Genomic DNA, 13,838 nt, shown 5'->3' with positions numbered 1-13,838 from the left:
GGTCCCGGCACGTCCGCAATCATTCACGTCTAATCCGGGGCTGTGACGGGGGCTGTTTCGCGGACTGCGAAATCGCGTCCTTTGCGACGGTTCAACATCGAAGACCCGCGCCGCGAGCGCGGTCATATGCGCAGCAACCGTTCGACCAGTTCGCCCAGATTGGCGCCGTCGGGGGAGCCAGTAGTTCGTCTCCGAATTGATGATTTGCGTGCAACTGGACGGCGAACAGCCCTTGGACGGCGTCCCGACGATCGGCGCAAATTGCCACCGGGCGATCGCGACGCGCCAGCGGAACTCAGCCGGCCAGCGGCGTCGCATCCCAATCGCGGGCGGCGACAGCGCATACCGCCCGTTCCAGCGCGCGCATCAGCGCCGCGTCCACGAGCAGTGCGCGGGTGAGGCCGATATCCCGCTCTGCCAGTGCCCGCGCGAAGCCCGCCGCGTCTGTGCCCCCGGCAAGCTCAGCCATCGCCGCCGCATGCGGATCGGCGATCGGCGTGCCAGAGCGCGCGCGTTCGTGCAGGAACACGATCCACCCCGCCAACGCCGTGACGATATGTCCAGGCAACACGCCAGCAGCGCGGTTCGCCGCCAGCGAGTCCCCTAGCCGATAGGGAATCTTCTGCGACCCATCGATCGCGATCTGCTCCAGCCGATGGACGATCGCCGGATTGCGGAAGCGCTGCATCACGTCGGCGCGATACTGATCCAGGTCGAGCCCCGGCACGGTACCGACAAAGGGCTGAATTTCGTCGCGCACCATATCGTCGGCGAAGCGTGCCAGCGCGACGTCGCACATGGCTTCCGCCACCGACCCCGCCCCGCGCAGCAGGCCAAGATAGGCGATGCTCGAGTGCGCGCCGTTGAGGATGCGGAGCTTGGCCCGTTCCCATGCCGCCACGTCGCTGGTCAGGATGACGCCCACAGCCTCGAGGTCGGGGCCGAAGTCGATGCCGCGATCCTCGACCACCCATTGTGCGAAGGATTCGCGCTGGACCGCCGCCGCATCCTCGACACCGAGTTGCGCGGCCAGGTCCGACAGGAAGCAGGCATCGCTCGCCGGCGTGATCGAATCGACCATCGTGCACGGCACCGCGACCTCCGTCGCGATCCATGCCGCCAGTTCGGCATCGATCTGCCCCGCATAGGCGACCAACGCCGCGTGCAGCTTGCGCCCATTGTCCGCCAGATTGTCGCACGGCATGACCGTGAACGGCGCGACTCTCGCTGATCGTCGCGCGGCAAGCCCCTGGACGATCCAGCCCACAACCGAGCGCGGCATCGCTGCCCCTGCCAGATCGTGGACGATGTCGGGGTGGGCCAAATCAAGCGTCCCGTCGGGCGCAAGGCAATAGCCCTTTTCGGTGACGGTCGAAGTGACCAGCCGCACGCCCGGATCGGCCAGCAAGGCGCTGGTATGCGCCGCATCCTCTGGGCCAAGGAACGCGCTGTGTGCGCCGATCACCCGCAGCGACGGCGCCGCGTCGCGGATTGCCAGCGTGTACAGCCCATCCTGCGCCGCCAGCGCATCGACTGTGCCGCGCGTCCGCATCGACACCGCCGCAATCCCCCAGCGCGGGTCATCGGCCAGCAGGCGATCGATATAGGCCGCCTGATGCGCGCGGTGAAACGCGCCGGGACCGAAATGGACGATGCCGGTGGACAGCGCAGGCCGCCCTGCTGGCGTCTCCACGCTCGCGGGCAGGCTGGACAAGGTGGCGCGGCAAAGAACGGTCACAGCGTTACTCCACGTTTCCAGATAGCAATCTCGCGCTCGCCGTTGCGTTCTGCGGCGGTTTCCTGACCGGAAGCAATCGCGACGATCGCCTGAAGCAATGCAGAGTCGGCCGCGTCCATCCCCGCGTCGAGCACCATTCCTGCATCGAAGTCGATCCAGCCAGACTTGCGCGCGGCAAGGTCGTGATTGGACGCAATCTTGATCGTCGGCACCGGAAAGCCGAGTGGCGTCCCGCGCCCGGTGGTGAACAGGATCGCCGTCGCCCCGGCAGCCGCCAGCGCCGTCGACGACACCGCGTCGTTGCCGGGTGCCTCCAGCAGGGTCAGCCCCCGCGCCGTGATCCGCGCGCCATAGTTGATCACATCGGCGACCGGGCTCGTGCCGCCCTTTTGCACCGCGCCGAGCGATTTCTCCTCGAGCGTGGTGATCCCGCCCGCGACATTTCCGGGCGAGGGGTTTTCCGACACGGGTTCGCCATGGTCGATGAAATGCTGCTTGAAGCCGTTTACCAGTTCCACGATCGCATCAAAGACGTCGCTTGACGCTGCGCGATCCATCAGCAGATGTTCGGCCCCGAAAATCTCGGGAATCTCGGTCAGGATCGCACTACCGCCCGCCGCGGTCACATGATCGGCCATCCGCCCCACCAGCGGGTTCGCGGTCAGGCCCGACAGTCCGTCGGAGCCTCCGCACTTGACCCCCAGAACAAGCGCTTGGAGTCCGACCGGGCTACGCTCTGCGGTCGCCGCCTGTGCGAGTTCCTCGACCAGCGCGACCCCCTCGGCCACCTCGTCCATGCTCATCTGGGCAACGAGGAACCGCACCGATCCGCGCCGCGCTTCGGGGATTTCGTCGAGCAGCGCCGCGACCTGATTTTCCTCGCACCCCAGCCCGATGATCACCGCGCCGCCAGCATTGGGATGGCATGCGAGGCTCGCCAGGATCGCGCGCGTGCCGTCAAGGTCATGGCCAAGCTGCGAACAGCCATGCGGATGCGCAAAGGCATGCACACCATCGACCAGATGCGCGACCCGCTCCCCCGCCTGTCGCGCGATGCGTTCCGCCGTCCGCGCGACGCAGCCAACCGTCGGCAGAATCCAGATTTCGTTGCGTGTCCCGACCCGGCCGTCGGCGCGGCGATAGCCCATGAACGTCGCAGCCCCTGCCGCATGTTCCGGCGTCGTCGCGTTTCCGGGCGCATAGGCATAGCTGCCCTGCCCGCCCAGCGCAGTCGCCAGATTATGCGAATGAACATGCGCTCCCGGAGCAATCGACTGGCTCGCCCGCCCGATCGGAAATCCAAACTTGCGCACCGGCGCGCCGCGCTCGATCGGGCGCAACGCCACCTTGTGCCCGCGCTCCACGACATCCACCAGCCTCAGGCTGCCGCCGTCATACTCGACAAGGTCGCCCGCCGCGCCGGACTCCAGCATCGTCAGCACATCGTCATGCGGGACGACCTTCAGCGCCTTGGGCATTCTAGAAACTCCGGGAGTCCGCAACACATGCCTTAGGCGAAACATCGTTCATCATACAATATACCCAGGTCGCCCATCTACAGACCGTTGCGCGGCACGATGTTGCGCGACGGTCTGACGGCGCGTTCCTTGCCCGTCTGGTTGCGGAACGTCACGTACCGGACTGGGAAGCGGCGATACTCGTCTATGAACTGACCAACGGGCCGGTGCGCAAGGCGCATAAGGTCGCTAGCCCGGCTGCCCGGGCATAACCCGACCGAAGGACGCGCGCGCGCAGCGCGAGCGCATAGTCGTGAGGGAGGGCGCAGCGTCGCGCTGCGCCCTCCTTCCGTCAGAAGTCGGCGGTCACCGACAGTTTGAAGGTGCGCGGCAAGCCTTGCAGCAGCGACGCATCGAAGGTCGGGAAGCTGGTGAACGAAGCCGCCCAATAGCGATCGTTGAGCACATTATCGACATTGGCGCGGAAGGTGACCGGGCTGCCGCCCATCACCGTCACGAACCGCGCGCCGAGGTCGAAGCGGGTCCATGCGCCCAGTTCCAGCGTGTTGCGCATCGTCACCATCTGCGGCCCGGTGTGCATCACCCGCCCGGTGACGGTAAGGCCGCCCACCACGTCCCATTCGACATTCGCGTTGGCGGTATAGTCGGGCACGCCGACCGCCTTCATGCCGTTCAGCGTCGCATCCGCGTTCCGGGTCAGCTTTGCGTCGTTGATCGCGGCACCGGCGATGAGGCGCAGCCCCGTGGTCAGTTCGCCGTCGAGCGCGAGTTCGACGCCCCGATTGCGCTGCTCGCCCTCGACGACGAAGATGCGGGTCGGCCCCGTCGCGGGCAGCGGCGAAATGTCGCGCGTGAATGCATTCGGGCGCTTGAGCTGGTAGAATGCGAGCGATGCGTTGAAATCGCCGATCGCCGCCTTGCCGCCAAACTCATATTGCGTGGTCTTGAACGGCGCGAACACTTCGCCCGAGTTGATCAGCGCGGCATCGACCGGCGCGACGCTGCCGGCGACCAGCCCTTCGATCCGGTTGGCATAGAGCGAGATGCTTTCGCTCGGCTTGATGACCAGGCCGACGACAGGCGTGGTGGTGCCCTTCTTGTACCGGCTGGTCTGGCCGCCCGGCGGGATCGCGCCGGTCTGGTTATAGGCGTAGCGGCGATCCTCGATGATCTGGTGGCGCAGACCGACGGTCAGGAACACCATATCGTCGGCAAAGCCCAGCGTGTCGGACACGTAGAAGCTGTGATAGCGGGTCCGCGCGACCGGGAAGGGATTGGTCAGATTGCCGCCCCGCACCGTCGTTTCGGCAGGGCGCGCGACCTGGACCGGGTTGTATATGTTGGTCGTGTAGGTGCCATAGCGCTGATAGGCGTTGCGGTTGACCTGCCAGCTGAGCGATCCGCCCAGATTGAGCTGGTGCGAAATGCCGAACGTGTTGCCCTTCACGCGGAAGCCGGCCTGCGCGGCTTCGTTATTGTCGGTGCGGGGCGTGAATTGTGCGTTGCCGCTGACCGCGGCGCCCGTCGTCAGGTTGGTGAGGGTGACCGCATTGAGCGAAACGCCCTCTTCCATTCCGTCGCGCGCGCCGAACGAGGCGTAGAACATCGCGTTTTCGGCAAAGTCATATTCCAGGCCGACGATGCCGAACACGTCGCGCTGCTCATAGGTCTGCCATTGCTGCGAATAATTGACGTCGCCGCGCGGCACGACCGGGATCACGGTGGTTGTGGTCGGGATCGCGACCTTGTGGCGCAAACCGCGCACGAACAGCCGCTGATAGGCGAAGTCGGCGGTCAGGCGCAGGTCGCCCGAGTTCCAGTCGAAACTCGCACCCAACACGGTGGCTCGGCGGAACTCGTCGTCCACCGCCGTGTCGCCCGCACGGAACGCGCCGTTGAGGCGGACACCGAATTCGCCATTGCCGAAGCGCCGTCCGAAATCGAATGCACCACCGAAATGCGCCGTGCCCGAATAGTTGAGCGTCGCGCGGTTCAGATCCTTCGCAGCTGCGCGCTTCGAGATGAGGTTGATGCCGCCGCCCAGGCCCGAGCCGCCCGGCGCCGCACCGTTGAGGAAGGCACTGGCACCGTTGAGCACCTGGACCTGATCGTACAGCTCCGGTGCGACCAGCTGGCGCGGCGTCAGGCCATACATGCCATTGAACGCGATATCGTCCGAGGCGAGGTTGAACCCGCGCACCACGAACAGCTCGGCGGGCGTGCCGAACGCGGTGCTGACGCGGATCGCAGGATCGTTCTCGAGTACCTGTCCGAGCGTCTGGGGCTGCTGGTTGAGGATCAGCGCGGAATTGTAGCTCTTGACCGAGAAGGGCGTGTCCATCGCGTCCTGATCGCCCAGCGCGCCGAGCTTGCCGCTGCGGCTGACCTGGCTCTGGTTGTCGCGCTGGGCGGTGATGAGCACTTCGTCATCGCTCTGCGTATCCTGCGCGAGGGCCGGCACGCTGGCCAGCATGGCCGCAGCCATCGCCGCAAGGCCGGTTCCGCGCAGTGCATTCTTCCTGGAAACCATGATACTTCCCCGAACTGGTTGTGTGTTCCCTCCCGACACGGCTGGATCTGGGTCCAAGCCTGTTATCGCAGGATCAACATGTCCGCCGGAACTGGCCCTTGAAACATCCAGTTCCCACACATGCGGGGGTCCAATCGGCAAGATTGCGATGCCCCCCGGTAAAGCATTCAGCCGAAACGCTGAACGCCGCCGACAATGGTCCGTAGCACTGTCGTTCGCTTAAGCAAATGCGAATCAATCGCGAATAGATCCTGATCCATGACCGCGAAGTCGGCGAGATAGCCGGGCGCGATCAGCCCCATTTTCATGTCGTTGAACCCGGCATAGGCACCCTCACTGGTGTAGCAGCGCAGTGCCTGGGCCAGCGTCACCCGCTGCGCGGGATGCCAGCCATCGGGATGCTTGCCGTCCAGCGTTTCGCGGTTGACCGCGGCGTCGAGGCCGGTGAACGGGTCCATCGGCGCGACCGGCCAGTCCGACCCCATGCAGACATGCGCGCCGGACCGGACCAGCGATCCAAAGGCAAAGCTCGTCTCCAGCCGTTCTTCGCCGATCCGGCGCACCGCCCAGCGGCCATCGTCGATCGCATGATAGGGCTGAACCGACGCCACGATATCCTGCGCCTTGAAGCGCGGGATGGCGTGCGGCTTCATGTGCTGGACATGCTCGACCCGAAAGCGGCGGTCGCGCGGCCCATTGGCCCTGGCAACGGCGGCGAGCGTGTCGAGGACGATGTCGTTTGCCTCGTCCCCGATCGCATGGGCGGTGACCTGAAGTCCGGCCTTGTCCGCGCCCTCGGTCCAGCGGCGCAGGTCGGCGGGATCGGTGACGATAATCCCGCGCGTGGTCGGATCATCGAGATAGGGTTCGTAGAACTTCGCGGTGCGCGAGCCCAGCGATCCGTCGAACGCGACCTTGCACCCGCCCCATTGCACCCAGTCGTCGCCGCGCCCTTCGCGTGCAATCAGCGCAGCCTGCGCCTCCCAGTCCTGAAGCGGCAGATAATGACGGAAGCGGATGCCCGCTTCGCCCCGCGCATGCAGGCGGCGGGTGCAATCGAAGCTGACCGATTCCTTCTCGGTCGGATGGACCTGTGTCACCCCCTTGCTGAGCGCGAGCGCAATGCCGCTGCGCGCGGCGGCATCGATCTGCGCATCGCTCTTTTGCCCGATTGCGCGCAGCACCATGTCCTTTGAGGCGTCCTTGACGATGCCAGTCGGCTCGCCGTCGGGATCGCGTTCGATCACGCCCCCAGGCGGGGCGACCGAATTGCGGTCGATCCCCACCAGCTTGAGCGCCAGCGAGTTCAGCAACAGCATGTGCAGATCATAGCGGATCACCGCGACCGGCGTGTCGGGAGTGACCGCGTCGATCCATTTGCGGTGCGGCATTTCGCCGCCCCAGCGGTCCTGATCCCAATTGCCGCCCTCCAGCCATTGCCCCTTGGGCAGTGCCTTTGCGGCAGCGGCGACGCGCTCGACGAATTCCTTCGGATTGGCGGCGTCGCGCAACGACGCCTGCGACAGCATGATCGACGCCTTCACGAAATGAACATGCGGGTCGATGAAGCCAGGGGTCACGAACGCCCCTTGCAGGTCGACGACACGGGTGCGCTTGCCGGTCCGCGCGCGCACCGCATCGGCCCCGATCGCCGCAATGCGGTCGCCCTTCACGCCGATCGCGTCGGTGCGGACATCCGGCCCCGCCCCTGTCCAGACCTTTGCATTGATATAGGCGGTGTCGAGCAGATCATCGCTGCCGGCCAATGCGCGATGGCTGATGGCGGCGACGGCACTGCCGACACCAAGGGCGACGACGCTACGGCGACCGATCATCACTTGCCTCCCTTGACGCGCGGTGGGTTCTCGGCGCGCCATTTGTCGAGCTTGGCCAGCCAAGTTGCAGCGGACAGCGGGCCATAGGTCTTTGAATCGGTATGTTCGGCGATCAGCTCGCGGATGCCGACAAAATAGGCCGGGCCGCTCTCCATTCCCAGCTCCTTGCGCTTCTTCGCCATCGCCGCCTGTTGCTCGGCGGTCGGTTTGCGCCCCGTCACCGGCTTGAAGATGATGACGTCGAAATCCGCGCCATTTTCATGAAAGAACAGCTGGATCGGCGGCTGCCCACCCGCCGCCGCGACCTCGTCCACCTGCGCGATGCGGCGGATGAAATCCTCCTGCTTGCCCGGGGCGAGCTTGAAGATCTCGAACCACGCTTCGGGCCATTGTTCGGACTCGGCTGCCGGTGGCGGGGCGTCCTGGGCGAGCACCGGCGGGGCGGCGAGCAGGGCGAGGGCGAGCATCGGATAGTTCATCTGGTTTCCTCCCGTTTCCGTACAAGCTCTGCCCAAGCAGTGGATCGGAAAACATCCAAGTTGAGGGAGTTCGCGGGACCAGTGCGGTTCATCCCGCTGCCTCACGCAGCGCGGCGATGGCGGTGCGCGCCTCATGCTCATTCAGGCTGGCAAAGCCGATGCGCAGGCCACGCGGCGCATCGTCGCGGGTCATGAACGATCGCGACGCGGCAAAGCGCAGCCCCATCGCGGCGGCGCGCGCCTCCATCGTATCGAGATCGGTGTTCGGAAAGCGCAGCCAGAAGGCGAGCCCGCCATCGGGCATCCTGTATTCCACCAGGTCGCCCAGGCCGCGGTCGATTTCCCGCGCGAAATTCTCCCGCCGTTTCGCATAGACCTGTCGCACCTTGCGCGCATGGCGGCGCAACTCGCCATTCTCGATCAGTTCGGCGGCGGCATTTTCGGTGAGCGTGTTACCCATGCCGTCGGTCAGCGACACCATGTGCGCGATCGCGTCGATCACCGGCGGCGGCGCAGCGACATAGCCGATGCGCAATGCCGGCAGCAGCAGCTTGGACATCGACCCGACATAGATGACATGGCCGGGGCCATAGCCGGCCATCGGCAGCAGCGGTTGCGATTCGAAATGGAACTCATGGTCGTAATCATCCTCGATGATCGCGAAACCGAACTGGTGGGCGAGTTCCAGCAGCCGCAGCCGCCGCTCGGGGCGCAGCGACACGGTCGTAGGGAACTGGTGATGCGGGGTCAGGAATACCGCACGCACCGCGTTGCGGCGACAGGCACGCTCGACCGCCTCGACGTCGATCCCGTCTTCGTCCAGCCCGACCGACACGATGTTCGCGCCCAATGATCGGCAGGCGGCAACCGCCGGTTCATAGGTCAGCGCCTCGACGATCACCGAATCGCCGGGGCGAACCAGCACATGGGCGGCGAGGAAGATGCCGTTCTGGCTGCCTCGGGTGATGCAGATGTTTTCTGCGGTGACGGGAAGGCCGCGCTGGCTCTTCAGCATCGTCGCGATGCTTTCCCGCAGCGGCAAGGATCCGCGTGGGTTGCCGTACTGGAACAGGTTTTCGCGCGATGCGCGCTGGGCGGCGGCGCGATAGGCGCGGGCGAGCAGGTCGGCGGGGAACAGGCGGCCGTCGGGTGCGCCTTCGTCCAGCTTGAGGCCGGGGCCGGACGGCAGCGCCAGGGGGCGTTCGGGCGGCGGCGCGTAGCGATAGTCGATAGGCGCGTCGCTCATCGTCGCCTCGACCCCGGCGCGCTGGCGGTTGACCGGTTCGGGCAGCGAGGCGGAGACCATCGTCCCGCGCGTTCCCGCCGAATCGAGCCAGCCCTGCGCGATCAGATCCTCATAGGCCAGCACCACTGTCTTGCGGTTGACCCGCAATATGGTCGCCAGTTCGCGGCTGCTGGGAAGATAGGTGCCCGACGTCAGCCGTCCGCGCTCGATGTCGCGGATCAACGCCTGAATGATCTGCATATAGATGGGAACGTCGCGGGACGGATCGATGCGATCCCCCAGGCTGACTTGCCACGGTCGCAGCATTGGACCATCTCCATTGCAATAAATTGGCCTATGTCGGGTCCAATGCTAACCGCAATAAAACGGTCACGCAACCGGGCGGTGGACCATCGACCTTTTATGAATTGGTGCTTGTCCCTACCCCAGTCATCGGAAACAAGGGGGGCCATTCGATACGGGTAACGGGGCAGATGAGTGAAGCGGACGGCATGACGGGGGCAGGGGTTCCGCTGTTCGAACGGTTCGGCGATGCCGATGTTCGCGCGCTGGTCGAGGCGCATCCGCTCGCCTGGGTCTGCGGCGGTCCGGCCGCAGCCATGGAAGCGAGCCTGCTGCCGCTGATCGGCGTGTTCGACGATGCCGGGCGGCTGGTCGAGCTGATCGGACATCTGATGCGCTCCAACCCGCTCCATGCCGCGCTGGTCGTTGATCCGCAGGCGACGATGCTGTTCACCGGCCCGCACGCCTATGTCAGTCCCGAACATGCGGGACGGCGCGACTGGGCACCGACCTGGAACTATGCGCAGCTGACGATCGGTGCGGAGGTCGAATTCGACAGCGCCTTGACCGAAATGTCTCTCAAGGTTTTGGTCGATGCGATGGAGGCGGGGAGACCTGCGGCCTGGGGCGTGGAGGAGCTGGGGCCGCGCTATCATGCGATGCTCGACCGGATCATCGGGTTTCGCGCACGGGTGACCCGTGTCTCGGGCAAGTTCAAGCTGGGGCAGGACGAGGATTCGGCGACGCTGGACGCGATTCTCGATGCGCTGCCTGATGGCGACATTGCGGCGTGGATGCGCCGGTTCAACCGGGGGCGGTGAGCGATGCGGCGGGGGAACAGGATCGGGTGCGGCGTTGCGGCCATGGCGCTGCTTGCTGCGCCCATTGCGGGGGCGCAATCGGTGGCACCCTGGACGCTCGACCCGTTCCCCAGCCGGTATCAGACCCCGGCGCCCGACGACATGCTGCTGCGCGGCGCGACCATACTCGACGGCGCGGGCGGGCGGATCGACGGCGGCGACGTGCTGGTGCGCGGCGGCAGGATCGTCGCTGTGGGCAAGGGAATCGCCAATCCCGGCGTGCGTGAAGTCGATGCCAACGGCCGTTGGGTCACGCCCGGCGTGATCGACGTCCACAGCCATGGCGGCACCTGGGTACTCCCGCTTACCGCGATCGACCGCGAAGCGAGCGACGTGTCGGAGGTGGCGACGCCCGACAGCGCCGACACCTGGATCGAGACGGCGGTGAACCCGCAGGACATGGCGTTCGACCGCGCACTGGCGGCGGGGGTGACGACGATCCAGATCCTTCCCGGATCGACCCCGATCTTTGCCGGGCGATCGGTGGTGGTGAAGCCGGTGCGTGCGCCGACCGTGTGGGGCATGAAGGCCGTGGGCAGTGTCCAGGGATTCAAGATGGCGTGCGGCGAGAACCCCAAGAGCTGGGGTGCCGACGACAAGAATGATGGCCCGACCAGCCGCCAGGGCGTAGTCGCATTCATGCGCCAGTCCTTCCTCGACGCGCAGGCGTACAAGCGCGCGGTGGAGCGCGGCGCGGCGGTCGAGCGCGACCTCAAGCTCGAGACGCTGGCCGGGATTTTGGCGGGTGATATCCGGGTCAATTTCCATTGCTATCGCGCCAACGACATCGCGTCGGTGATGGCGGTGGCGAAGGAGTTCGGCTTCACCATCGGCGCGATCCATCACGCGACCGAAGCGTACAAGATCCCCGGCCTGTTGCGTGAGGCGGGAACCTGCGCTGCGGTCTGGGCCGATTGGTGGGGCTTCAAGATGGAGGCCCAGGACGCAGTGCGCGCCGAAGCCCCGCTGCTGGAGCGCGCCGGGGTGTGCGTGATGATGCATTCGGACTCGCCCGCCGATGGCCAGCGGCTCAACATCGCCGCGGCAAAGGCGGCGGCGGCGGGGCGACGCATCGGGATCGAAACCCCGCCTGAAGTGATGATCAAATGGACGACCAGCAATCCGGCAAAGCTGCTCGGGCTCGACAAAAGCGTCGGTACGCTCGCGCCGGGCTATCGGGCAGATGTGGTGTTGTGGTCGGGCAATCCGTTCAGCATCTACAGCAAGGCCGATCTGGTGCTGATCGACGGCGCGGTCGCCTATGATCGCAACCGCCCGCCGACGGGGCCGGTCTCCGACTTCGAGGCGGGGCGCGGGGGTGTGAAGCCATGAGAATTGCCGCATCGCTGATCGCGCTGGCAATCGCCGCGCCGGTTTCGGCCCAGACGATCGCCGTGACCCATGCCGAGGCGTGGACGCTGGAGGGCGATGCCCCGGTCCGCGACGCGACAATCGTGATTGCGGGTGGCAAGATCGTCTCGGTCACGCCGGGTGGCGCGGTGCCCGAAGGCGCGAGCGTCATCGACGCGCGCGGCAGGCCGGTGACGCCCGGTTTCGTCAACGCCGCGACCCAGATCGGGCTGGTCGAAGTGTCCGGATCGGGCGACACCCGCGACATGGCGTCGGCGGACGAGCGCAATGCCGGGTTCGACATGAGCAGCGCGCTCAACGGAAATTCGACGCTGGTCAGCCTCGCGCGGGCCGACGGCATCACCCGCGCGCTGGTTTACCCGTCGCCCTCGCGCTTCGCCCCGTTCAGCGGCGAGGCGAGCATGGTCCGGCTGCGCGACGGGGTCGATATCCGCGACGCCGCCGATGTCGGCGTCTATGCAGTGATCGGCGGCGGCGCGTGGGACAGGCTGGGATCTCGCGCAGTGCAATGGACCGCGCTGCGCAAGGCGCTGCTCGACGCGCGCCCGGAGCCAACCCCGCAAAAGGGCAAGGGCAGGAAGGGCAAAGGGGGCGGCCCGCCGCCGGGCAAGCGCGCCGGCGAGCAGCTGATCCGCGCGGTGCTGCGCGGCGATGTCCCGCTCGCGATCCAGACGCATCGCGAGAGCGACATCCGTCAGGCGGCGGCGCTGGCGCGGGAGTTCGGCATCCGGGTGGTGATCGTGGGCGGAACCGAAGCATGGCGCGCAGCGGACGAACTCGCGGCAGCGAAGGTCGCGGTAGTGCTCGACCCGCAGGTCAATCTGCCTGGCAGCTTCGACCAGCTCGGCGCGCGTCAGGACAATGCGATCCTGCTCCGCCGTGCGGGCGTGGCGATCGCGATCGGTCAGGCGGGCGGCGCGATCCACAGCAACTATAATGCGGGCATGGCACTGCGCGAGGGCGCGGGACTTGCGGTCTCAAACGGCCTGAGCTGGATCGAGGGGCTGCGCGCAGTCACCACTGCGCCGCTGGCGATCTGGGGACGGGGCGGCGGCACGCTCATCCCCGGTGCCGACGCCGATCTGGTGGTGTGGGACGGCGACCCGCTCGAGCCGTCGAGCATCGCGGTGCGGGTGATTATCGAGGGGCGCGAGGTATCGAACCGGTCGCGCCAGGACGTCCTCGCCGAACGCTACAGGGATGCGCGCTGATGGATGTGCTGCTGGTCGGGTGCGGACGGATGGGCGGCGCGATGGCGCGCGGCTGGGCGGGCGCGCATCGCGTCCTGGTGTTCGATCCGCTGGCTGCTGATCTGCCCGAGGGCGCGGAGCGGGTCGATGCGTTGGCCGATGTCGAAGCCAGTAGCGATCTTGCCGTGGTGCTGGCGGTCAAGCCGCAGGTCTTTCCCGCGATCGGGGGAGCGCTGCATTCGCTGGCGGCGCGCGATGCGTTGTTCGTGTCGATCATGGCCGGGATCACGTTGCAGGGGCTCGGCGACGCACTGAACAGCGGGCGGCTGGTGCGGACCATGCCGAACACCCCCGCCGCGATCGGGCAGGGGATTACGGCGGCGGTCGTGGGGCGCGATGTGCGGATGAGCGATTTTGCCACCGTCAACGCACTGCTCGCGCCGACCGGCCCGGTGGTGTGGCTCGACGACGAGCGTCAGATCGACGCGGTGACCGCGGTATCGGGGAGCGGTCCGGCCTATTTCTTCCGCTTCACAGAAGCGCTGGCGAAGGCGGGGGCGCAGGCGGGGCTTCCTGCCGATCTGGCGATGCAGCTCGCGCGTGCGACCTTTACCGGCGCGGCGGCGCTGGCAGGCGCGGACCCGGCCGAGCTGGCCGAGTTGCGGCGGCAGGTGACCAGTCCCGGCGGCACCACCGCTGCAGGCCTTGTGCAGATGGATCAGGACGATGCGATCGACCGGCTCGTCCAGTCGGTCGTCGATGCGGCAGCGGCGCGCTCGCGCGAACTCGCCGGATAACAGCCACGGGCAGGCCGGTGTTCGCCGCGCGC

The 13,838-nt window shown here is 66.7% G+C and carries 10 protein-coding genes; 4 read left to right on the top strand and 6 right to left on the bottom strand.

Going from position 1 to position 13,838, the window contains the following annotated elements; genetic code table 11:
* Nucleotides 1-295: 295 nt before the first annotated feature.
* The 6 genes from LRS12_RS11315 to LRS12_RS11285 form a co-directional block, all read right to left on the bottom strand.
* On the bottom strand, nt 296-1,738 hold the full coding sequence (locus tag LRS12_RS11315) for a mannitol dehydrogenase family protein (RefSeq protein WP_257844669.1): 1,443 nt from the start codon (nt 1,736-1,738) through the stop codon (nt 296-298).
* Complete coding sequence (locus LRS12_RS11310) at nt 1,735-3,216, bottom strand: UxaA family hydrolase (protein ID WP_257844668.1); 1,482 nt, start codon at nt 3,214-3,216, stop codon at nt 1,735-1,737. The genes LRS12_RS11315 and LRS12_RS11310 overlap by 4 nt, the downstream gene beginning before the upstream one ends.
* A gap of 331 nt (nt 3,217-3,547) precedes the next feature.
* Entirely contained in the window at nt 3,548-5,746 is a 2,199-nt protein-coding gene (locus LRS12_RS11300) for a TonB-dependent siderophore receptor (RefSeq protein ID WP_257844667.1), read from the bottom strand.
* Between the two features lie 167 nt (nt 5,747-5,913).
* The gene (locus LRS12_RS11295) at nt 5,914-7,581 is read right to left on the bottom strand and encodes an amidohydrolase (RefSeq protein WP_257844666.1); all 1,668 of its coding nucleotides are present in this window, start codon (nt 7,579-7,581) and stop codon (nt 5,914-5,916) included.
* Entirely contained in the window at nt 7,581-8,060 is a 480-nt protein-coding gene (locus tag LRS12_RS11290; protein ID WP_257844665.1) for a hypothetical protein, read from the bottom strand. Before LRS12_RS11290 ends, LRS12_RS11295 begins: the two co-directional genes overlap by 1 nt.
* Nucleotides 8,061-8,148: 88 nt before the next feature.
* Entirely contained in the window at nt 8,149-9,612 is a 1,464-nt protein-coding gene (locus LRS12_RS11285; RefSeq protein WP_257844664.1) for a PLP-dependent aminotransferase family protein, read from the bottom strand.
* A gap of 167 nt (nt 9,613-9,779) precedes the next feature.
* Between LRS12_RS11285 and LRS12_RS11280 the strand changes: the two genes are divergently transcribed.
* Genes LRS12_RS11280 through proC form a run of 4 tightly spaced genes read left to right on the top strand, consistent with a single transcriptional unit; the run spans nt 9,780 to nt 13,806 of the window.
* A complete protein-coding gene (locus tag LRS12_RS11280) occupies nt 9,780-10,409 on the top strand; it encodes an FMN-binding negative transcriptional regulator (RefSeq protein ID WP_257844663.1) in 630 nt (209 codons plus the stop codon).
* Nucleotides 10,410-10,451: 42 nt separating this feature from the next.
* Nucleotides 10,452-11,780 carry an amidohydrolase family protein gene (locus tag LRS12_RS11275; RefSeq protein ID WP_257844662.1) on the top strand — a complete coding sequence of 443 codons (1,329 nt, stop codon included), beginning with the start codon at nt 10,452-10,454 and terminating at the stop codon, nt 11,778-11,780.
* Nucleotides 11,777-13,030, top strand: a complete 1,254-nt coding sequence (locus tag LRS12_RS11270) for an amidohydrolase family protein (protein WP_257844661.1) — start codon at nt 11,777-11,779, stop codon at nt 13,028-13,030. Before LRS12_RS11275 ends, LRS12_RS11270 begins: the two co-directional genes overlap by 4 nt.
* Nucleotides 13,030-13,806, top strand: a complete 777-nt coding sequence (proC, locus tag LRS12_RS11265; RefSeq protein WP_257844660.1) for a pyrroline-5-carboxylate reductase — start codon at nt 13,030-13,032, stop codon at nt 13,804-13,806. Before LRS12_RS11270 ends, proC begins: the two co-directional genes overlap by 1 nt.
* Nucleotides 13,807-13,838 lie beyond the last annotated feature (32 nt).

The organism is Sphingomonas sp. J344, from assembly GCF_024700005.1.
In the GTDB taxonomy this organism is placed as follows: Bacteria; Pseudomonadota; Alphaproteobacteria; order Sphingomonadales; family Sphingomonadaceae; genus Sphingomonas.
Note: the sequence above shows the minus strand (reverse complement) of the source record. Positions and strands in the feature narration are given on the sequence as shown.

Bases quoted from the DNA above. Each gene is read 5' to 3' on its own strand.
- LRS12_RS11290 (WP_257844665.1), bottom strand. From the start codon at position 8,060: ATGAACTATCCGATGCTCGCCCTCGCCCTGCTCGCCGCCCCGCCGGTG.
- LRS12_RS11280 (WP_257844663.1), top strand. From the start codon at position 9,780: ATGAGTGAAGCGGACGGCATGACGGGGGCAGGGGTTCCGCTGTTCGAA.
- LRS12_RS11310 (WP_257844668.1), bottom strand. From the start codon at position 3,216: ATGCCCAAGGCGCTGAAGGTCGTCCCGCATGACGATGTGCTGACGATG.
- proC (WP_257844660.1), top strand. From the start codon at position 13,030: ATGGATGTGCTGCTGGTCGGGTGCGGACGGATGGGCGGCGCGATGGCG.
- LRS12_RS11295 (WP_257844666.1), bottom strand. From the start codon at position 7,581: ATGATCGGTCGCCGTAGCGTCGTCGCCCTTGGTGTCGGCAGTGCCGTC.
- LRS12_RS11275 (WP_257844662.1), top strand. From the start codon at position 10,452: ATGGCGCTGCTTGCTGCGCCCATTGCGGGGGCGCAATCGGTGGCACCC.
- LRS12_RS11300 (WP_257844667.1), bottom strand. From the start codon at position 5,746: ATGGTTTCCAGGAAGAATGCACTGCGCGGAACCGGCCTTGCGGCGATG.
- LRS12_RS11285 (WP_257844664.1), bottom strand. From the start codon at position 9,612: ATGCTGCGACCGTGGCAAGTCAGCCTGGGGGATCGCATCGATCCGTCC.
- LRS12_RS11270 (WP_257844661.1), top strand. From the start codon at position 11,777: ATGAGAATTGCCGCATCGCTGATCGCGCTGGCAATCGCCGCGCCGGTT.